General features: G+C 31.3%; 19 protein-coding genes. 7 read left to right on the top strand and 12 right to left on the bottom strand.

The window, feature by feature from the left end; all coding sequences use genetic code 11:
• Complete coding sequence (gene fabF, locus Q0762_RS01115) at positions 1–1,254, bottom strand: beta-ketoacyl-ACP synthase II (RefSeq protein WP_298762770.1); 1,254 nt, start codon at positions 1,252–1,254, stop codon at positions 1–3.
• Between the two features lie 7 nt (positions 1,255–1,261).
• Positions 1,262–1,498 carry an acyl carrier protein gene (locus Q0762_RS01110; protein ID WP_004569249.1) on the bottom strand — a complete coding sequence of 79 codons (237 nt, stop codon included), beginning with the start codon at positions 1,496–1,498 and terminating at the stop codon, positions 1,262–1,264.
• A gap of 171 nt (positions 1,499–1,669) precedes the next feature.
• Here Q0762_RS01110 and Q0762_RS01105 point away from each other — a divergent pair, with 171 nt between their 5' ends.
• Together Q0762_RS01105 and Q0762_RS01100 are read left to right on the top strand one after the other, a co-directional pair.
• On the top strand, positions 1,670–2,242 hold the full coding sequence (locus Q0762_RS01105; protein WP_298762769.1) for a phosphoribosylglycinamide formyltransferase: 573 nt from the start codon (positions 1,670–1,672) through the stop codon (positions 2,240–2,242).
• Positions 2,235–2,870 carry a ribonuclease H family protein gene (locus Q0762_RS01100; RefSeq protein WP_298762768.1) on the top strand — a complete coding sequence of 212 codons (636 nt, stop codon included), beginning with the start codon at positions 2,235–2,237 and terminating at the stop codon, positions 2,868–2,870. Before Q0762_RS01105 ends, Q0762_RS01100 begins: the two co-directional genes overlap by 8 nt.
• Before the next feature lie 86 nt (positions 2,871–2,956).
• On the opposite strand, the gene Q0762_RS01095 is transcribed toward Q0762_RS01100, so the two are convergent.
• From Q0762_RS01095 to Q0762_RS01085, 3 genes are read right to left on the bottom strand one after another with little or no spacing between them, the layout of a single operon-like run.
• Positions 2,957–5,626 (bottom strand): carboxypeptidase-like regulatory domain-containing protein, encoded by a 2,670-nt coding sequence (locus Q0762_RS01095; RefSeq protein ID WP_298762766.1) that lies wholly within the window; start codon positions 5,624–5,626, stop codon positions 2,957–2,959.
• Between the two features lie 44 nt (positions 5,627–5,670).
• Positions 5,671–6,420: a GLPGLI family protein gene (locus Q0762_RS01090; RefSeq protein ID WP_298762764.1), complete on the bottom strand. Its 750-nt coding sequence runs from the start codon at positions 6,418–6,420 to the stop codon at positions 5,671–5,673.
• 12 nt (positions 6,421–6,432) lie between these two features.
• Positions 6,433–6,684, bottom strand: a complete 252-nt coding sequence (locus tag Q0762_RS01085) for a hypothetical protein (RefSeq protein ID WP_298762761.1) — start codon at positions 6,682–6,684, stop codon at positions 6,433–6,435.
• 534 nt (positions 6,685–7,218) lie between these two features.
• Here Q0762_RS01085 and Q0762_RS01080 point away from each other — a divergent pair.
• On the top strand, positions 7,219–7,494 hold the full coding sequence (locus Q0762_RS01080; RefSeq protein WP_298762759.1) for a helix-turn-helix domain-containing protein: 276 nt from the start codon (positions 7,219–7,221) through the stop codon (positions 7,492–7,494).
• A gap of 78 nt (positions 7,495–7,572) precedes the next feature.
• On the opposite strand, the gene Q0762_RS01075 is transcribed toward Q0762_RS01080, so the two are convergent.
• The 5 genes from Q0762_RS01075 to Q0762_RS01055 form a co-directional block, all read right to left on the bottom strand.
• Positions 7,573–8,313, bottom strand: coding sequence for a succinate dehydrogenase/fumarate reductase iron-sulfur subunit (locus tag Q0762_RS01075; protein WP_298762758.1), 741 nt, complete (start codon positions 8,311–8,313; stop codon positions 7,573–7,575).
• Positions 8,314–8,392: 79 nt separating this feature from the next.
• Positions 8,393–10,390: a fumarate reductase/succinate dehydrogenase flavoprotein subunit gene (locus Q0762_RS01070; protein WP_298762757.1), complete on the bottom strand. Its 1,998-nt coding sequence runs from the start codon at positions 10,388–10,390 to the stop codon at positions 8,393–8,395.
• Positions 10,391–10,402: 12 nt separating this feature from the next.
• Positions 10,403–11,077 (bottom strand): succinate dehydrogenase cytochrome b subunit, encoded by a 675-nt coding sequence (locus Q0762_RS01065; protein WP_298762756.1) that lies wholly within the window; start codon positions 11,075–11,077, stop codon positions 10,403–10,405.
• Positions 11,078–11,215: 138 nt separating this feature from the next.
• A complete protein-coding gene (locus Q0762_RS01060) occupies positions 11,216–11,836 on the bottom strand; it encodes a hypothetical protein (protein ID WP_298762754.1) in 621 nt (206 codons plus the stop codon).
• Positions 11,837–11,995: 159 nt separating this feature from the next.
• Positions 11,996–14,833, bottom strand: a complete 2,838-nt coding sequence (locus Q0762_RS01055) for a glycosyl hydrolase (protein WP_298762752.1) — start codon at positions 14,831–14,833, stop codon at positions 11,996–11,998.
• A gap of 376 nt (positions 14,834–15,209) precedes the next feature.
• On the opposite strand from Q0762_RS01055, the gene Q0762_RS01050 reads away from it, so the two are divergent.
• Both Q0762_RS01050 and Q0762_RS01045 read left to right on the top strand, forming a co-directional pair.
• Positions 15,210–16,544, top strand: coding sequence for a DEAD/DEAH box helicase (locus Q0762_RS01050; RefSeq protein ID WP_298762749.1), 1,335 nt, complete (start codon positions 15,210–15,212; stop codon positions 16,542–16,544).
• 216 nt (positions 16,545–16,760) lie between these two features.
• Positions 16,761–18,053: an aminopeptidase P family protein gene (locus Q0762_RS01045; RefSeq protein WP_298762747.1), complete on the top strand. Its 1,293-nt coding sequence runs from the start codon at positions 16,761–16,763 to the stop codon at positions 18,051–18,053.
• A 30-nt stretch (positions 18,054–18,083) separates the two neighbouring features.
• Here the strand turns inward: Q0762_RS01045 and Q0762_RS01040 are convergent, their stop codons facing one another.
• Both Q0762_RS01040 and Q0762_RS01035 read right to left on the bottom strand, forming a co-directional pair.
• Positions 18,084–19,088, bottom strand: a complete 1,005-nt coding sequence (locus Q0762_RS01040) for a sugar kinase (RefSeq protein WP_298762745.1) — start codon at positions 19,086–19,088, stop codon at positions 18,084–18,086.
• Between the two features lie 69 nt (positions 19,089–19,157).
• Entirely contained in the window at positions 19,158–19,940 is a 783-nt protein-coding gene (locus tag Q0762_RS01035) for an alpha/beta hydrolase (protein WP_298762743.1), read from the bottom strand.
• A gap of 136 nt (positions 19,941–20,076) precedes the next feature.
• Here Q0762_RS01035 and Q0762_RS01030 point away from each other — a divergent pair, with 136 nt between their 5' ends.
• Positions 20,077–20,460 carry a hypothetical protein gene (locus Q0762_RS01030; protein ID WP_298762739.1) on the top strand — a complete coding sequence of 128 codons (384 nt, stop codon included), beginning with the start codon at positions 20,077–20,079 and terminating at the stop codon, positions 20,458–20,460.
• 146 nt (positions 20,461–20,606) lie between these two features.
• Positions 20,607–21,386 carry an MbnP family protein gene (locus Q0762_RS01025; protein ID WP_298762738.1) on the top strand — a complete coding sequence of 260 codons (780 nt, stop codon included), beginning with the start codon at positions 20,607–20,609 and terminating at the stop codon, positions 21,384–21,386.
• Positions 21,387–21,399: the final 13 nt, after the last annotated feature.

Raw genomic sequence — 21,399 nt, 5'->3', positions numbered from 1 at the left:
TTATTCATCTAATTTCTTAAAGGCAACACAAGCATTGTGTCCGCCAAACCCAAACGTATTACTCATGGCAACGTTAATTTCTCGTTTTTGAGGTTTGTTTAAAGTTAAGTTTAATTCTTGGTTTATATTTTCATCTATGTTGGCGTGGTTTATGGTTGGTGGCACAATACCATGTTCCATTGCTAAAATAGAAGCAATAGACTCTATAGCACCAGCAGCACCTAATAAATGCCCAGTCATAGATTTTGTAGAATTAATGTTGATGTTTTTTGCATGGTCTCCAAATACTTCTGAGATTGCTTTAAGCTCTGCAACGTCTCCAAGTGGAGTAGAAGTTCCATGTGTGTTAATGTGATCTACTTCTTCTGGTTTAATACCAGCATTTTCTAAACAGTTTTTCATTACAGCAATTACACCAATTCCTTCTGGATGTGGTGCAGTAATGTGGTAAGCGTCAGAAGACATTCCTCCACCAATTACTTCTGCATAAATTTTAGCACCTCTTGCTTTAGCGTGTTCATAACTTTCTAATACAATTGCTCCTGCGCCTTCACCTAAAACAAAACCATCTCTTTCAGCATCAAAAGGTCTTGAAGCTGTTTTTGGATCATCGTTTCTAGAAGACAAAGCATGCATTGCACTAAAACCACCCATACCAGCAATAGTAACACAGGCTTCAGAACCACCAGTTACAATAACATCACAAGTACCTAATCTAATGTAGTTTAAGGCATCTATCATTGCGTTTGCAGAAGATGCACAAGCAGATACTGTAGTATAATTTGGGCCCATAAATCCATTTTTAATAGAAATATTTCCAGGCGCAATATCTGCAATCATTTTTGGAATAAAGAAAGGATTGAATCTAGGTGTACCATCTCCATCAGCAAAGTTTAATACTTCGTTCTGGAAAGTTTCTAAACCACCAATTCCTGCTCCCCAAATTACACCAACGCGCAATTTGTTAATTTCGTCTAGATTTAGTTTGGCATCTGCAATAGCTTCATCTGAGGCAACCATTGCATATTGCGTAAATCTATCCATTTTACGGGCGTCTTTTCTATTGATAAAGTCGGTAACCGTAAAATTTTTCAATTCACAGGCAAAACGAGTTTTGAACTTGGCAGCATCATAATATGTTACAGGTGCTGCTCCGCTAACGCCGTTAACTAAGCCGTTCCAATATTCTTCTATATTATTACCAATTGGCGTTAATGCGCCAAGTCCAGTGACTACAACTCGTTTTAATTGCATATAAATTTTACTTTTTTGCTTCTTCTATATAGCTAACTGCTTGACCTACTGTTCCAATATTTTCAGCTTGGTCGTCTGGAATTTGAATATCGAATTCCTTTTCGAATTCCATAATCAACTCAACAGTATCCAAAGAATCTGCTCCTAAATCGTTTGTGAAGCTAGCTTCTGTTGTTACTTCGTTATCGTCTACTCCTAATTTGTCTACGATAATAGCTTTTACTCTTGATGCAATGTCTGACATAATTTTTTTAATTTTAAATTTTAAATCTCGGCAAAAATACAAATCTTATTAATTATAACTAATTTTTGACCGAAAAATGATTACTAAAAGTAAAGAAAAATATTTAATCTTTTCTAAAAATAATCGGTTTGTTAATAATTATTCTTTTTTTTGTAGCTTAGAAAGATAGATATGAAGCGTATTGTTATTTTTGCATCTGGTTCTGGATCGAACGCAGAGAATATTATAAAGTTTTTTAATCACACTAAAACCGCTAAGGTTACTCAAGTGTTTTGTAACAATGAACATGCCAAAGTTTTTGAAAGATGTAAAAACTTAAATATTAAATGTTTACACTTTAATAGAGTCGATTTTTCTAAGACAGATACTGTACTAAATCGTCTAAAAGAACAAGCAGATTACATTATTTTGGCGGGTTTTTTATGGCGAATTCCGCAGAAAATTGTAGATGCTTTTCCCAATAAAATTATAAATATTCACCCTGCTTTATTGCCTAATTATGGAGGCAAAGGTATGTATGGAATGCATGTGCATAATGCTGTAAAAGAAAATAAAGAAACGGAAACTGGGATTACAATTCACTATGTAAATGAGCATTATGACGAGGGAGCCATTATTTTTCAAGCAAAAACAGCTTTAAATGAAAAGGATACAGCAGCAAAAATTGCAGAAAAAATTCATGTTTTAGAGCAACGTTATTTTCCAAAAGTAATAGAAGAGGTAATTTTATCTGATAATGGCTAAAAAGAAGTTTTATGTTGTTTGGAATGGTAGAAGAAAAGGTGTTTTTTCTTCTTGGGCGGTTTGTAAAAAGCAAATTGATGGTTTTGAGAACGCACAATATAAATCTTTTGCAAATTTAGACGAAGCTGAAATTGCATCTAAAGGAAAATATGAAGATTATAAAGGAAAAAACACGAAAAAACCTACACTTTCTATAGCTGAAAAAGAAAAATACGGTGCACCTATTTTAAAAAGCATTTCTGTAGATGCTGCTTGTGCAGGAAACCCTGGCAAAATGGAATATAGAGGTGTTTTTACTCATAACAAACAAGAAATTTTTAGAAAAGGCCCGTTTAAGAAAGGAACCAATAATATTGGAGAGTTTTTAGCTTTGGTGCATGGAATAGCATTGTTAAAGTCGAAAAAGAAAGAAGATATACCTATTTATTCAGATTCTAAAATTGCCATGAGCTGGATTCGTCAGAAAAAATGCAAAACCAAATTGTCTTTTAATAATGAAAATAAAGAACTTTTAGAATTGATTAAAAGAGCAGAAAATTGGTTGAAAGAAAACACGTTTAAAAACCCTATTTTAAAATGGGAAACCAAAGCTTGGGGAGAAATTCCTGCAGATTTTGGGAGGAAGTAAAATAGTTTTCAGTAACTCAGTCTACAGTTAGCAGTCAGCTAAACTCTGTAAACTGCGACTGCCAACTGTAGACTGTAGACTGAAATTTACAAATTATACCCAATACTAAACATAATAATTCTTGGTAAAATAAAAGTTTTACTGTCGGAAACTATAAAATCTGAAAAGCGATTACTTTGTTTAAACTGCGCATTAAATAAATTTTGTGCAGATATTTTGTAAGACCAAGCAGAGTCTTCTTTTTTATAAGAAAGTGTTGTATTGGCAATTTCGTAGGTGTTTTTTTGTCCTAAATCTTTATTTTCGTAAATACTTTTTCTGTAATCGAAATTAAAAATAAAACTTTCTAAAAAGTTATAATCTATTGTTGCAAAAGGTTCTGTGGTAATAAATTTAGAAGTGTTTAAAGGCGATGTAAATTTCCCAATATCTCTGCTGATTCCTAGTTCTATGGTTGGAAAATTATCAAACATCGTTTCAAAACCAACCTCGTAATTATAGCTGTTATTTTTATTGGTTTGTAGGTTGTTGTCTATTTCTTGTAAGTAATTGCTATTATTAAAACCAACATCAAACTTATATTTTATGTCTTTTATGCTTTTTTCTAAATGAATATTTCCTCTCAAATCTTCGGATGGATTTTGAAACAATTTTGCCGTTAAAAACTGGTTGATTCTCTGAGCAGGATCTGCGTTATTAACATCAAAAGCAACGGTGTTTCTAACGCCTTGTATTTGTTTGTTGTAATTTAAATTTACAAAAAGCATTAAACCTCTGTACAAACTAAATCGGCTATAATAAATTCTTGCTGCATGATATAAGTTGTTTTCTAAATTTTCATTTCCTCTAAAAACCGAATTATACGACTGTAAATAAAACTGATTTGCAAACCTACTAGCATCCGAAAAAGAGGTTTTTAAATTGTAATTAATGGTGATTTTTTTAGATTTATTAAACTCAATTTTAGCTAAAAAATCTGGCAAAACTACCCATTTATTATTGGTAGTTTGTGTTTGTTGGTTTACTTGCCAATTGTAATTGTGCACAAAAGCACCTTGTTTAAAAGTAAAAATGCCTGTTCCAAATTTATAATGTACACCTGCAAAAAGATCATTTAATTTAAAATTTAAATTATTTCCAAAACCATTGGTATTAAAATTATTGCTACTTTCATTATCTAATAGTTGGCTATCTTCTGTAAAAAAATCTTCGCTTAAAAACTTATTCCCTACAGTTGTATAAATATGATTCGCATTATTCAACTCCCAAAAATGCTTAAAAACACCATCTATATTTTGCTCTTGGGTATTTTTTTCTTGTAAAATTCTAATTAGATTTTGGCTATTATCTGTAGGAATTAAACCTTGTAAAATTGGGTTTTGGGTTTCCCAAAATGCGTTTTTATTACTTTTATCAAAAACATAGTTAAAAACACTAGAAAATGTGTGTTTTTCGTTCTGTCTTTTGTGCCATTCTATATTTTGATTAATGTACGTTGCTGTTAAATCTCTGTTGGTTTGTATGTTGTTTTCTGTGGCATTTACTATAGAATTTAAGCTATTTATTTGTGTGTTGTTGGTTCTTTTTACTTGAGAACGTGCATACCATTTTTCTTTAGAATTGGGTGTAAATTCTATATTTAAATTTCCAATTCCCAGTAAATTATCTGCATTTGTATTGTTGGTTCTTTGCTCTGTAAAGGTATTGTACTCATTAAAATCTTCTTTAAAATTACCAATATTGCTGCTAGAAAAAATGGCAAAACCAGAAACGTCTAATGTAGAAGAAGCTGTTTTTGTAATATTTAAAGCCCCAAATTTTTGATTGCTTTTTACAACATCATTACTTTGCATAAACTGAGAAAAATCTCCACCTCTCCAATTAAAATTACCACTAAAAACACTGTTTATGCCACCAGAAAAACTTAAATAGTCTCTAAACGTAAATGTTTTTTCGTTTACGTTATTTAGGTTTCCAATAAAGTTTACATTTATTTTGGGTGCATAATAAAATAAATTGGCGCTGGTTTTGTAGAAATCTTTGTTTCCTTTACCAGCTTCTACATCACCAAAAACAAAGCGTTTTTTGTCTTCTTTTAGCTTAATGTTCATTGCCATATCGTCAGAATCTGTTAAGCCTTTTAAAAAAGCGACTTCGTTGTAATTGTCTATAACTTCTACATTGCCAACTGCATCTGCTGGTATGTTTTCTACAGCCAATTTAGAGTTGCCACCAAAAAACTTTTTGCCATCTACCAACATTTTGGTAACCTTTTTGCCTTGTACAGTAACAGTACCGTTTTTAGAAACTTCTACACCTGGTAATTTTTTTAAAACGTTTTTAAGTTTTCTCTCAGAACCATCTATAAACTTGTCTGTTTTATAAGTGGTGGTATCTCCTTTAACAGTTACTGGCATTTCTATAACAATCTCATCTAAACTTTCTGAAGATTGTTGCAAAACAAAATCTTTTTTAGTGTTTTTAAGCGCAATAAATTGATATTCTATGGGCTTGTAGCCCAAATAAGAAATGCTTATAGTAATAGTATCTTTTTGTTCTAAAACCAATTTGTAAAAACCCTCGTTATCTGTAATAGCAAATTGCAGGTTTTTAGAAACATCTTTGGGTTTTGCAATAACATTGGCATAAGGCATTGGGTTTTGTAAGCTGTCTTTTACAGAACCAGAAAGGGTTACTTTTTGGGCGAAGAAGCAATTGTACACTAATAAAAAAAATAATTGTGTGACTTTTTTCATGATAATCTAAAGTAAAAGCGTAAAAAAAATAATTTTATATTAATTTAGTTCTTTCTATTCTCATACATTTTTTTGCTCAATGCTTTAAATTCTTTTTCGGATATTTTTTTTCCTTTTTTAGGTTTAGATAATATACTATATCTTTTTTCTTGAATTTTAACTAATTGCAAACTTATATTATCATTTTCTTTCAATAAAACAATAAGACCTGGTAAACCAGAATAATTTTTCGTACCATAATTGTAAGATATTTCTGGTGTAAACCAAGCAGTCACAGTTTTGTTAAATTTTTTTTTAGAATTTTCTCTGTAAACTATAGTAGTTGCTTTATAACACCAATAATTGCCAATTTTCTTTTTTTTATTAAATATTTTCCATTTTAATTTAGGCATATCTACAAGAAAGTCCTCACCATATGAGTTTTTATTATTTATTATTGATTCATCATTAGTGAAATAAGTTTCATCTTTTATACCTAACATAGTTCTTAAAAGCTTGCCTCTTGAAATATCACTTTCTAAAATTGGGTTTATTGTAAATGATGATGCCTGTTTATTAAATTCTAATTTATAACTAATATTTTCCAACGAGTTCCCAGCATTTTTTAAATTATAAATCAAAGATTTAAAATATTTTTGAAATTCAACATTTTCATTATTACTTTTCTTTTTTGTTAAAGAATCAAACTTTATTGGCTTGTAAATCAACTTATATTCTGCAATAAAATTATTCTTTTGACTAAATGAATTATTTATTAAAATAATAAATAATAAAACTTGTAGATATGCCTTCATTAATTATAAATATTAATTTGGAAATTGAAATTCGTCATAATCCGTTGTTGATTCACACCAGTCATACTGTGCTTCCCAAAAGCTGTGTTGAAGTTCATAATCATCAAAAGACCAACCTGCCATATTTAGTTCTTCTATAATTTCATCAGCAAAATCAAAGCATTCTGGTGAGAAAATTTCATCAACATTAGTATTAGTAGTTTTTTTGTTTGTAAATGACATTAAAAGCATCATTACTGCCATGCGTAATATTACTTTTTTCATTTTTTAAATTTTATTACCCATTTAAATTGGGTTTATTAATTGAAATTTTTAAGATTTTAAGTGAGTAAACAAGTCTAAAAATCTTTAAAAACTTGTAGAAAAAGAATTACTTTTGTAACACTTCCTCTGTTTGTTGTTTATGGCTTTACATAGGCATTTGGTTTAAATTATAATTTATTTGCAAGATTTTTTATGTTTTTCCGCAAGCGGATGTTTTTTTATGGTTTATACTTTTTTCTACTTCCTTAAAATAGTTTAGTAGTGCTGTAAATAATAAAAAAAAGAGGTGGAAAGGGTAGGGTTTCAACTTACAATAGGTAAGTATTTTACATACTTAATTTAGACTCTTTCCTTTTCATAGTTTTTCTTTTTTTCAAATTACGTAAACATTATTTTAAAAACCAAAGAAACTACCCTTCCATTTTGGAGTAGCTGAATTCAGGGATAGGTGTTGCATCCCTGAATTCAGCTACTCCAAAATGGAAATAAATATTTAAAAAATTAGTGGTATTTTTGTTTAAAATAAATGCTATTATGAATAAAAAAGAAAAAGAAAAAGAAAAAGAAAAAGAAAAAGAAAAAGAAAATTCAAATATCAATAAAACGTATTTTGCTATTTTAGACAAAATTATTGCAGAAAGAAAAGCACAAGGAGTAACCCAAATGGATATTTGTAATTATTTAGGTATAGGAGAAAATGGTTACTTTAAAGTAGAAAAAGGAACCACAAAGTTAGATTTGCTAAGACTTTTAAATATATTAGAGTTTTTAAAAATTAGTCCAAGTACTTTTTTTAAGGAGTTTAAATAAAAAACCCAAAACGAATTCGTTTTGGGTTTTTTATTTTTAATTAAAAGATTGCTTCGTACCTCGCAATCACTTATGTTTTTAAATAGAAGCTTTCATTAATTCTCTATTCATTCTTGCAATGTTGTCTAAAGAAATTCCTTTAGGACATTCTACCTCACAAGCACCTGTATTGGTACAGTTCCCAAAACCTTCTAAATCCATTTGAGCTACCATGTTTTTCACACGATCTGCAGCTTCTACTTGTCCTTGTGGTAATAATGCATATTGAGAAACTTTGGCACCTACAAATAACATTGCAGAGCTATTTTTACAAGTTGCTACACAAGCACCACAACCAATACAAGTTGCAGCATCCATTGCTGTGTCTGCAGCCTCTTTGGCAATAGGAATTGAGTTCGCATCTTGCGTATTTCCAGAAGTATTTACAGAAATATAACCACCAGCGTGTTGTATTCTATCAAAAGCAGACCTGTCTACAACTAAATCTTTTACCACAGGAAAAGCAGCTGCTTTCCAAGGCTCAATAGTAATAGTATCGCCATCTTTAAACATGCGCATGTGTAGTTGGCAGGTTGTTACGCCTCTATCTGGACCATGTGCTTCACCATTAATATACATAGAACACATACCACAGATTCCTTCTCTACAGTCATGATCAAAAGCAACAGGTTCTTCACCTTTATTAATGATCTGTTCATTTAAAACATCCATCATTTCTAAGAAAGACATGTGTTCTGAAATTTCAGATACTTTATAATCTGTCATTTGACCCTTTGAATTAGCGTCTTTCTGTCTCCAAATTTTAAGTGTTAAATTCATTTTTATTAGTTTTTGGTTTTTAGTTGTTTGTTGTTAGTTGTTGTTTCCATAAACTAACAACCATCAACCATAAACTACATTATTTATAACTTCTTTCTTTTACTTCTATATTTTCGTAAGCCAATTCTTCTTTGTGCAATACTGCATCTTTTGGCTCACCTTTATATTCCCAAGCAGAAACAAATTGGAATTCTTTTAAACGTTTTGCTTCTCCTTCTGGAGTTTGGTGCTCTTCTCTAAAGTGTCCTCCTGCAGATTCTTCTCTTACTAAAGCATCTTTAGCAAACAACTCTCCTAATTCTAAGAAATCTGCAACTCTACCTGCTTTTGCCAACTGCTCATTATATTCTTTATCTGTTCCTGGTACATTTACATTTTCCCAGAAATCTTTACGCAATGCAGAAATTTCTTCGATAGCAGATTTTAAACCTTCTGCGTTTCTAGACATACCACATTTATCCCACATAATTTTACCTAATTTTTTGTGGTAGTAATCTACAGAATGGGTTCCTTTATTATTAACAAAGAAATCAATTCTTTCTTTTACTTCTTTTTCTGCAGCTTCAAATTCTGGTGTATCTGTAGAAATTTTTCCTGTTCTAATATCATCAGCTAAATAATCTCCAATGGTATATGGTAATACAAAATAACCATCTGCTAAACCTTGCATTAATGCAGAGGCACCTAATCTGTTGGCACCATGATCAGAGAAATTTGCTTCTCCAATTGCATAACAACCTGGAATGGTAGTCATTAAGTTGTAATCTACCCAAACACCACCCATTGTGTAATGTACTGCAGGATAAATCATCATAGGTGTTTCATACGGATTTTCATCAACGATTTTCTCGTACATTTGAAATAAGTTCCCGTATTTTGCTCTTACAATTTCTTGACCTAATTCTTTTATTTTTGCTTCTGAAGGATTAGAAATACCTTGAATCTTCGCTTGCTCTGTTCCATATCTTACAAAAGATGCTGCAAAATCTAAATACACAGCTTCACCAGTTGCATTTACACCATAACCAGCATCACAACGTTCTTTTGCTGCTCTAGAAGCAACATCTCTTGGTACTAAATTACCAAAAGCAGGATAACGTCTTTCTAAATAGTAATCTCTATCTTCTTCTTTTAATTGCGTAGGTTTTAATTTTCCTGATCTTATAGATTCAACATCTTTTAAATGTTTTGGTACCCAAATTCGTCCATCATTTCTTAAAGATTCAGACATTAAGGTTAATTTAGACTGATAATCTCCAGAACGTGGTATACAAGTTGGGTGAATTTGTGTATAACAAGGGTTTGCAAAATAAGCTCCTTTTTTATGTACTTTCCAGCCTGCAGTTACGTTAGAACCCATGGCGTTTGTAGATAAGAAATAAACGTTTCCATAACCACCAGAAGCAATTACAACTGCATGTGCAGAATGACGCTCTATTTCTCCTGTAACCAAATTACGTGCAATAATTCCTCTTGCTTTACCATCAACAATAACAACGTCTAACATTTCATGTCTGTTAAACATTTCAATTTTACCACGAGCAATTTGCCTGTTCATGGCAGAATAAGCTCCTAATAATAATTGTTGACCCGTTTGCCCTTTTGCGTAAAAAGTTCTAGAAACTAAAACTCCACCAAAAGAACGGTTGTCTAATAAACCACCATAATCACGAGCAAAAGGTACACCTTGTGCTACACATTGATCGATGATATTTGCAGAAACTTCTGCCAAACGATAAACGTTTGCTTCACGAGAACGATAATCTCCACCCTTTACAGTATCGTAAAATAAACGGTAAGTAGAATCTCCATCTCCTTGATAGTTTTTAGCTGCATTAATTCCTCCTTGAGCGGCAATAGAGTGCGCTCTTCTTGGAGAGTCTTGATAAGCAAATGCTTTTACATTGTAGCCTAATTCTGCTAAAGTTGCAGAAGCAGAACCACCTGCTAAACCTGTACCAACCACAATAACATCTATATGACGTTTGTTGGCAGGATTTACCAAGTTAATTTTATTTTTATAATCTGTCCATTTATCTTTAATTGGACCTTGAGGTACTTTTGAATCTAAAGCCATAATTGTTTAAGATTAATGGTTAAAAAAATGATATAATGCAATAAAAATAAAGCCGAAAGGAACGATTACTGAATAAGCAATACCTACTTTCTCTAATTTTTTACGAAGAGATGCAGCACCTACAGATTGAAAAGCAGAGGTAAAACCATGTGCTAAGTGTAAGCCTAAGAAAACAAAAGCAACTGCATAAGCAACAACTCTTGCTGGATTCATAAATTTATGCACCAATTCTTCGTGATATCTAAAGCCATCTACACCAGGCATGGTACCAGACCAATCTCCTTGTATAAATTTTGTATTGATTTCTGGAAACCAAAAATCAATAAAGTGTAATAAAACGAAAGCTAAAATTGTAATTCCGCTAATTACCATGTTTCTACTAAACCAGGTTGAGTTTGCAGCACCATTGTTTTTAGCATATTTAGCACCGTTTGCTTTTCTATTTTTGATGTCTAGGATAAAACCCATTACAAAATGAAAAACAACTGCAAAAATTAAAACAGGTTGCAATGCAAATTGAACAACCGGGTTTGTACCCATAAAGTGCGAAACTTCATTAAATAAATCTGGGTTTGCAACTGATAAAATATTAATTGCTAAGTGCTGAAGTAAGAAGAACATTAAAAAAAATGCTGAAAGTGCCATTGCCACTTTTCTTCCAATTGAAGATTTGAAAAATCCGCCCATTGTATAATTAATTATTAATTTAGTGTACAAAAATAAGGGTAAACAGTTACGCAAACAAAGAATTTACAACGTTTTCAATAGTATTTAGAATTGTTTTAAATAAATTGGTTTAACCTTTAACAAAAAATGACAAAACTGTTAATTTTTAACGTTAGAAGACACCAAGCATTTATTGTTTTTCCATTTTCCTTTTAATTCTTCTTTGGAGATAATTTTACCTTTACAAGTTAAAAAACGTCCTTTTTTATCTTTCTTAATAATTTTCATTTTACCTTCTTTAATGGCGTTAACAATTTTATGAATGAGGTTTTTTCTAGAGATTTTACTCTTTTTTTGTATTAATTTTAAACCTTGTTCGTTGTTATATAAATCCATTTCAGAAGAAATTTCATCGGGCACAACACCATCTTCTAATTTTCTTTCTTTGTAAGTAATGTAGTTGTCTTTTTCATGTGCTTCACCTAAAGAGCGTGCAGCTTTTTCTCCCAAATCTTGTTTTAAGCGTGCCAACCAATATGCATGTCTAAACGCATCTACTTGTCCGCCACTTTTGTCTTTATCTAGTGCATTTGTTTTGGCAATAGAATCAGATACTTTATTAGTTTCTAATGCTATTTGGTAAGATTTTTTTGCTTTAAACGGATGAAATATTACCCACATTTTTATGGGTGTAGAAAGTTCAAAAAAACCTTTAGGTTTGGATTGAGCGTTTAAAGATATAATGCTTGTAAAAAAAAGTAAAAAGAGTAATTTTTTCATATGATGAAAATAGGGCGAATGAATGAGTTGTTTCGTTTTTTTTGAAATTTATTTTAGAGTCGCTTTTATTTATGGCTGTTTGGTTTGGTTATTTCTAAATTAAAGAGAAATCAAGCTAGAATATTATGGTTTCTTTCTATTTTTGAATTGATAACGCTATTACTTTATTTCAAACTCATTTTCAGAATTGCCAATTTTAACAATGTATTTTCCTTTTGGTAAATAATAAACCCCATTTTGAGCTTGTTTTAATGTTAAGTTTGTTGCCTTGTTTTTACTTGCTTTTTCAAATGCTTTTCTTCCTTTTTTAGAGAAAGAAAGATCAAATAACATTTGATTATAACCTTTTTTTGCATTGGTAGTAATAGAATTTACCTCTGTATTATCAGCATAAATTTTTGCAGTTACTTTTTTTGCAGTTTTTGTGTAAAACGGAATTTTAATTTCTGGCGTGTACGCATCTCTCCACTGACTAAAAGAACGGCCCCAATTGTTATTTTTTCTGATTGATTTTATTGCAAAAACATAATTTTCTTTGGCTAAAACTTCAGCAGTAAGCTCTTGTAAAGGGGCAATATTTGCTTTGTATAAACTTCTACCATGAGTACCTACAACCAATTCTTTTGCTGTGGGTTGTATAACCAAATCGTGTATTGCTACATTTGGTAAATTGTTACTAAATGCTTCCCAAGAATTGCCTTTATTAAAAGAAACATACAAACCATTATCTGCACCAACATATAAAACGTTTTCATTTGCAGGATCTTCTTTTATTACGTTTACTGCTGATGTTGGAATTGAATTTCCAATATTTTTCCAAGTTGTACCAAAATCATCAGACATAAAAATATAAGGCGTAAAATCATCAAATCTATACCCATTTAAAGTAGCATAAACGCGCTCTTTTTTATGAGTTGAAGCAATTACTCTAGAAACCCATAAATTTTGAGGTAAGTTGTTAGAAATTTTAGTCCAACTGCCACCACCGTTTTTGGTTAGATTAATATAACCATCATCTGAGCCTACATAAATTAAACCAAATTGAAACGGACTTTCAGAAATTGAGGTTAATGTTCCATAAGCAACATTTCCTTTTTTTCCGCCAGTAGTTAAATCATCAGAAATAGTTTCCCAAGCATCACCTTTATTTAAAGAACGATGTAATTTGTTACCGCCTAAATATAAAATATCTTGGTTGTGTTTAGATAAATGAATTGGAGTTTGCCAATTAAATCTGTATGGAATTTCGCCTAAAGTATGTTTTGGTTGAATGTATTTTTGCTTGCCAGAAGCCCTATCAATTCTAAAATAATTACCAAATTGATAACCAGTATACACAATATTTGGGTTGCTATTATCTACTTGCACCTGCATACCATCTCCTCCCATAATAGATTGATATGGATTTTGCCCTGTTTGATGCCAACGTTTGTTTACACTTGCATTATTATTGGCAACCCAAACCCCATTATCTTGCAAACCACCGTAAACTTTGTAGTTTTTTTGATTGTCTGCATAAACGGAATAAAATTGCCCAACAGGCGGGTTGTTTAGTTTAATGTAACTTTCACCATCATCATAAGAAATATTTAAACCACCATCATTACCATTAATAAAATGACCCGGTTTTTTAGGATTTACCCACAATGCTTGATGATCTGAATGCACATTTTCTCTACTAATTAACGTAAAGTTTTTTCCTGAATCTTTAGATTTTATAAGTTGAACTCCCAGTACATAAATACCATTTTCATCTTTAGGATCTACTCTAATTTCACCAAAATAATAACCGTAAGAACTGTAAATACCGTCTAAATAATCTGTGTGGGTTTTTTGCCAATTTTTGCCTCCATTTGTGGTTTTAAAAACTTCTGCTCCAATAACTTGTGTGTCAAATAACATAGCATTTGCATCTTCTAAATAACTTGCTAAATCTATGGGTTTTACAGAACCTACGCGCACCATTTGCTTTACGTTTTGAGCCCTATATTTTTCTTGAAATCCGTTATTTTTTAAGTAGGTGTTTAATTTTTTCTCGTCTAAATTTAAAAATTCGGCGGCATTCATGGTTTTAAAATCTTCTTTGGTTAAACCATTTATAGCGTTTTTATTTTTGTCTTTTGGTCTTCTGTACTGACTATCGTGCAGTGCATAAACCGTATTTGCATTAAAAACCGCCAAACCAATTCTACCTACACCGTTTCCTGTTGGAAAACCAGCATTTTTAGATATTTTAGACCACGTATTACCCGCATCTGTACTTTTATAAATGGCAGAATTGTTTCCGTTTCCTGTAAAATTCCAAGCTTTACGCTCTCTTTCCCAAGAAGAAGCATACATAATGTTAAAGTTTTCTGGTGCAAAGGCAACGTCTATAATACCAGTATTGTTATTTATAAAAAGCGATTTTTTCCAGGTTTTTCCACCATCTGTAGTTTTAAAAATACCACGTTCTGCATTGGGAGAATACAAGTGCCCAATAACACCAACTACCACTTCATTTACATTATTTGGGTTAATCACAATTCTACTCACATGATGCGAATCTGTTAATCCCATATTTTGCCAAGTTTTACCATTATCTGTAGATTTTAGTAAACCAATACCCGCATAAGAAGAGCGCGAAGAATTTTTTTCTCCTGTACCTACCCAAATCGTTCCAGAGTTAAAATCTACAGCAATATCGCCTATGTTTTGCGTGGGCGAATTGTCTAGCAAAGGCGTAAAAGTAGTTCCATTATTAGTAGTATGCCACAAACCACCAGAAGCATAGCCTACGTAAAATTCTGTTGGATTGTTTGGATTTACAGCAATATCTGCAACACGACCACTCATTACCGTTGGCCCAATATTGGTAAACTCAATATTTTTAACCAAAGAAGATTGCATCATCATTGATTTTTGAGTTAATGCTTTTTGCACAGTTTTTGAACTTGTTGGCGTTTGTGCAAAAGTTACAACAGACAAAAAGAAGAAAAACGTATAAATAGATTTCATTATAGTAAAGTTTAGTTTAAGGTGATGAATTTACTACTTGTAAAAGCAATATCAAAAAAATTAACATGTTTTGGGCGTTTGAACTATCGTTTTAAAACTGTAATAGTTACTTTTTATTAATATTTTCAAAATTTTAATCCGAATAAGAAAATCATACAAACAAACAATCTGCTCTAAATAAAGAGCCTTTTTAACTTCGCTTAAGACAGTCTGGTTATTTAAGTTCTGCTGCTTTTTAGGAGGAAGCAAGCAGCGAAAGCCTTTAAAACACCAAAAGAAAAAGAAAAACAAAAAAATGATATGATTTCTTCTATTTTAAACAACGTATCTTTGCCAATGAAAACGCTAAATAAAGCGATTTTTATAAATAGTATTTATGACATTTAAAGATTTAGGTTTATCTGATGCAATTTTGAAAGCTGTAGAAGAGAAAGGATACACCAAACCATCGCCTATACAAGAAAAGGCGATTCCACATATTTTAAACGGTAAAGATATTTTAGCATCTGCACAAACTGGAACCGGAAAAACAGCGGGTTTTACCTTGCCTGTTTTAAATTATTTAGTAGCTACAAAACATCCAAAATACAGGCCTTTGCGTGCCTTGGTGTTAACGCCAACAAGAGAATTGGCTGCGCAAGTTTATGAAAATGTAAGAGAATACAGCAAGTATGTAAACATAAAATCTGCCGTAATTTTTGGTGGTGTTAATGCAAAACCACAAATAGCAACCTTAAAAAGAGGAGTAGATATTTTAGTGGCAACACCTGGTAGATTGTTAGATTTACACGACCAAAAAGCGGTTTCTTTTAAACGTATAGATGTATTAATTTTAGATGAAGCAGACCGTATGTTAGATATGGGTTTTGTTAGAGATATTAACAAAATAATGAGTTTTATGCCAGTTAAACGTCAAAATTTGATGTTTTCTGCAACCTTTTCTAAAGATATTAAGCAATTGGCAGCCGGTATTTTAAGAAATCCTGTAGAAGTAGAAACGGCGCCACAAAATTCTACTGCAAAAAAGGTTACGCATAATGTGTATCAAGTTGATAAAGGTAAAAAAACCGAGTTTACCATAAAATTAATAAAAGACAACAACTGGAAACAGGTGTTAATTTTTACCAGAACAAAGCATGGCGCTAACAAATTAACCAAAAAGTTAATTCAAGCAGGAATTTCTTCTGCTGCAATACATGGAAACAAAAGTCAGGGAGCGCGAACCAAAGCGTTGCAAAATTTTAAAGAGAATTCAATTAAAGTTTTGGTGGCTACAGATATTGCTGCAAGAGGTTTAGATATACCTTTATTACCAAATGTAATTAATTTTGAATTGCCAAATGTACCCGAAGATTATGTACATAGAATTGGTAGAACAGGAAGAGCTGGAGCTGCAGGAGAAGCCATTTCTTTGGTTTGTAGTGAAGAAACAGAATACCAAAATGAGATAGAAAAATTATTAAAGCAGAAAATTAAAACTACCGTAGTTAAAGGTTTTGAACCTACAGATACTGCGCCTCCAAAAAGAGCTGCTACAAGTAAAAAATCTTTTGGAAAGAAAAAAGGTGGAAGCAATTCTGGTAATTCCAACAAAAAAAGAGCTACAGAAACTACATCAGCACAAAAAAGAAAACCACATTTTAAAGAGAATAAACCAAAACCAGCTACAGGAAGAGGAAGAAGTGGAGCACCTAAAAAGAAACGTTATTAGTTTTTACCACTTTTTACCATATAGAAACACAGAAAATATAGCCATCTTTGTGGTAATTTTTTTCTACTTGTTTGTCACGCTGAAAGCGTCCCACACACACATTGCTTTTTTATTCTTGCTTGAGACGCTTACAGCGTGACAAATTGTGTTTTATAAACTTTCTCATTTTACGTTGGCATTTAGATTTCTTACCTTTGATTTTCTAATTGATACAACATGAAATACAATCCTATAGCTTCTAAACTTTTTATAAAAAACCGTAAGAATTTTATGGCTGCAATGCAACCAAAAAGTATGGCGGTTTTTAATTCTAATGACGTTTATCCAATAGGAGCAGACAGTACAATGCCTTTTCAACAAAACAGAGATATTTTCTATTTATCTGGTGTAGATCAAGAGGAAAGTGTGTTACTATTGTTTCCAGATTGCCCAAATAAAAATTTGCAAGAAGTATTATTTGTAACAGAAACCAATGCACATATTGCCGTTTGGGAAGGTGAAAAATTAACCAAAAAAGCAGCGACCAAAACAAGTGGTGTACAAACAATTTTTTGGTTAAAAGATTTAGAAAAAGTTTTGTTTGAAATGGCGTCTTATGCAGATACTTTTTACATAAATACAAATGAACATTATAGAGCAAATGTACAAACGGAAACGCGCGAAGATCGTTTTACAAAATGGTTGTTAGCCAAATATCCTGCACATAACGTAGCAAAAAGCAATCCTATTTTGCAACGTTTACGTTCGGTAAAAGATCAAGTTGAATTGGATTTAATGCAACACGCTTGTAATATTACAGAAAAAGGTTTTCGCAGACTTTTAGCGTTTGTAAAACCTGGTGTTTGGGAATATGAAATTGAGGCAGAATTAATTCACGAATTTATTAGAAACAGATCTAAAGGTTTTGCATACACACCAATAATTGCTTCTGGTAATAATGCCAATGTTTTGCATTATATAGAAAATAATCAGCAATGTAAAAGTGGCGATTTAATTTTACTAGACGTAGCAGCAGAATACGCTAATTATTCTAGTGATTTAACAAGAACAATACCTGTTTCTGGGTGTTTTTCTAAGAGACAAAAAGCAGTTTATAATGCCGTAAATCGAGTTAAAAAGGAAGCTACAAATATGTTAATTCCAGGCACAATTTGGAAAGAATATCATACAGAAGTTGGTAAAATTATGACTTCAGAATTATTAGCTTTGGGTCTTTTAGACAAAGCAGCTGTACAAAATGAAGATAAAGATTGGCCTGCTTACAAAAAGTATTTTATGCATGGTACCAGCCATAATATTGGTTTAGATACTCATGATTATGGTTTGTTGCATGAGCCCATGCAAGCAAACATGGTATTTACTGTAGAACCTGGTATTTATATACCAGAAGAAGGTTTTGGCATAAGATTAGAAGACGATGTTGTAATTCAACAGAAAGGAGCACCTTTTAATTTAATGGAAAATATACCTATAGAAGCAGAAGAAATTGAGGCTATTATGAACTCATAATTTTTACAAGGGAGCTTGCTCCCTTGTTTTTTATCGATTTAATCTTCCAGTAGTATTTCCTTCTAATATAAAAATAACATCTTTTTCATTGGCGTAATTTACATCACCCAAATACGTATGTTTTATAGCGCAAGCTGCTGAAGCGAATTCCATTGCTTTGTAGTCGTTAAATTTTTGTAAACCATGTATTAATCCTGCAGCAAAAGCATCTCCAGTTCCAATTCTATCTACAACATGTGTAATGTCTAGATCTTGGGTTTCTTTAAACTCTATGCCATTCCACATTCTTGCTTTAATTTTGTGCCAAGAAGAATTTATAGAGGTTCTAATCTTATCAAAAACCTTTTCTATAGAAGGATACGTTGCTATTAAGTGTTTAGATGCTTTTATAAAATCGTCATTAGAATACATGTAATTTGTATCTAAAAGTTCGTTTATTTCATTTATTCCACCAATAAAAATGGTAGAATATTGTATTAAATCTGTTAAAACTTCTTTAGCATTTTCTCCATATTTCCATAAACCACTTCTGTAGGTTGGGTCTGCAGAAATTATCATTCCTTTTTTTCTGGCTAAAGCTAAACCTTCTTTTAAGGTTTCTTTTGCTCCTTTGCATAAAGCAGGTGTAATACCCGTCCAATGAAACCAATGGCCATTTTCTAGAGATTTTTGCCAATTTACCATTTCTGGTAAAATTTCAGAAAAAGAAGAATGTGATCTATTGTAAGAAATAGAACTTGGCCTCATAACAGCGCCAACTTCTAAAAAATAAACGCCTAAAGGTCTTCCAGAACGCACAATTGCAGAGGTATCTAAATCAAATTTATTTAAATAAGAAATTGCGGTGTCTCCAATAAAATCATTAGAAATACAAGAAATATGTTTTACATTTCCTCCAAAATTGGCAATAGAAATACCAACATTTACTTCTGTACCACCAAAATAGAATTCTACAGCATTAGATTGCATAAACTTTCTATTTCCTAAAGGAGATATACGCATTAAAACTTCGCCAAATGTAATTATTTGATTCATAGTACTTTCTTTTAAAAAGTAAATATAAAAGATAAAAATTGGGTAATCAATTAAGTTGTTGATTTAGTTTTATGAAATAGAAAAAATAAACTTTATAGTTTGATTGTTAAAGGTTTCTGGTTGGTCTACATTAACCACATGGCCACAATTATCAATTACAAATAAAGTAGAAGTAAGGTGTTCTGAAACTATTTTTTTAATAGAAGGCAAAAATAAATGGTCTTCTGCGCCCATTACATACAAGGTAGGTATTTTAATGTCTTTTGCTCTAAAAATACGCAAAAGTGGGTTTATTTCTGATGTTAATTTAAACCAACGTATAAATTCTTTTTGATATAATTTTTTAGCTTCATTTACAAAAAGCAATCGCGATTTTTTATGATTTTTCTTTGGCATAATAATAAATGCAAAGAGTTTATACAACAGCATGTAAGGCACAACAGATTTAAACACGTTACCTACTTTCATTAAAAGTTGCGAGCGAAAATTCATTTTAATAATTGCACCACCCATAATCATACTTTTAACTAACTGTGCTCTTTTTTCGGCTAAATTTCTTATTAAAATTGTACCTAAAGAAATACCAACAAAATGCGATTTTTCTATTTTAAGATAATCGATAACTTCTAAAATATCTGCGGTAATAGAATCAAAAGTGTATTTTGCTTTAAATGTATCTTTTAAAGAAGGCTGGCTGTTTCCATGGCCTCTTAAATCTAAAATTAATACATTAAAATGTTTTTTAAAATCTCTAATTTGCTTGTACCAAATAGAACTACTACCTCCTGCACCGTGTACAAAAGTTACCCAATCTTTAGAAGTATTATGTGGATATGTGTAGTAATTTAACAAAATTATATTCTTTTACAAATGCTAAATTAACGCATATTTAGAGTTTTACAGAGTTTTTGTGTCATTTATTTCTTTTTGTTAGTTAAAATTTAACGTAAAAATCTATTAAATACTATCTTTGCAAAAATTTTTTTTGTTGAAAAAAACCTTTTGTATCATATTATTTTTAGCATTGGCTGTTAGACCCGTTTATCATTTAGGGTATATTGGTTATTTTGCTTTAAATATAGATTACATTGTAGAAACTTACTGTGTTAACAAAGAAAAACCACAATTGCAATGTAATGGAAAATGTCATTTAGCAAAAAAAATTGCACCAAAAGTAGATGTATCTAAAGATGATGTTCAAGGTTTTACAGTAGCTTCAGATGCTTTTTTTCCTGTATTTCATCAACAAATAGCAAGCTTTGTTTTGCAACAAATAACTTTCCAAAAAAGGAAACTTATTTTTAATAAGAACTCCTTGTATGCTAAAAATTTTACCAGTGGTTTAGAGCAGCCACCAGATTTTCATTTATAAATACTTGTTTTTGCATAATTAAGTTTATGTCATTTTTTGCGTTGAGTTTTTATCTTTAAAAAGATAAAAGCATAATGCAACATTATACTGTTATTAACAATAAATTTAAACTTCAAAATAAAATTGAAGTAAAAAATATTTAAAAAATGAAAATTTTAAAATACTTAACTGCTGCTATTTTAGCAGTAACAATTTACAGCTGCTCTAGTAATGAAACTGAAATTTTAGACGGCGAAGGTGCTTTAACCTTAAAATTTGATAATGCCTATAAAACGTCTGATTTATTATTAAAAACAACACCTTATAAAGCAAACGAAACCGAACAAATTAAAATTTCTAAAGTAAAATATATTGTAAGTAATGTTCGCTTAGAAACTGCAGATGGTACTGTTTTTACATATCCTAAAAACCAATCTTATTTTATTGTAAATGAAGAGGTTATTTCATCTCAATTTATTACTTTAAATAACATTCCAGAAGAAGATTATACCAAATTAACCTTTGGTATTGGTGTAGATCAAGATAAATATTTAGAAGGTGCCACAGGACAAGGCGATTTTTTAAGTTTGGCAAAAGATGCTGGTATGATGTGGAGTTGGCAAGCAGGCTATAAGTTTATGGTTTTTGAAGGTGTGTACACTTCTGCAAATACAGCCGAAGAAACAGCCTTTGCATTTCATATGGGAAGTCATGGAAGTGCTTTAGACAATTATAAAGAAGTTAGTTTAGACTTCACAAATTCTGCAAGAGTTAGGGTAGACGCAACTCCAGAAATTCACATAGTTGCAGATGTTGCAAACATATTACAAGGTAATACAAAATTTATGTTAGATGATGCTGCACAAATTCATGTAGATGGTGTAAAATCTCCACAAATTGCTACCAATGTAAACCAAATGTTTACTGTAGATCACGTACATAACTAAAAAAGTAAATCTG

The organism is uncultured Polaribacter sp., from assembly GCF_947495205.1.
GTDB lineage: Bacteria > Bacteroidota > Bacteroidia > Flavobacteriales > Flavobacteriaceae > Polaribacter.
The sequence above is the reverse complement of the archived record's forward strand: the minus strand, read 5'-3'. Positions and strand labels throughout refer to the sequence as shown.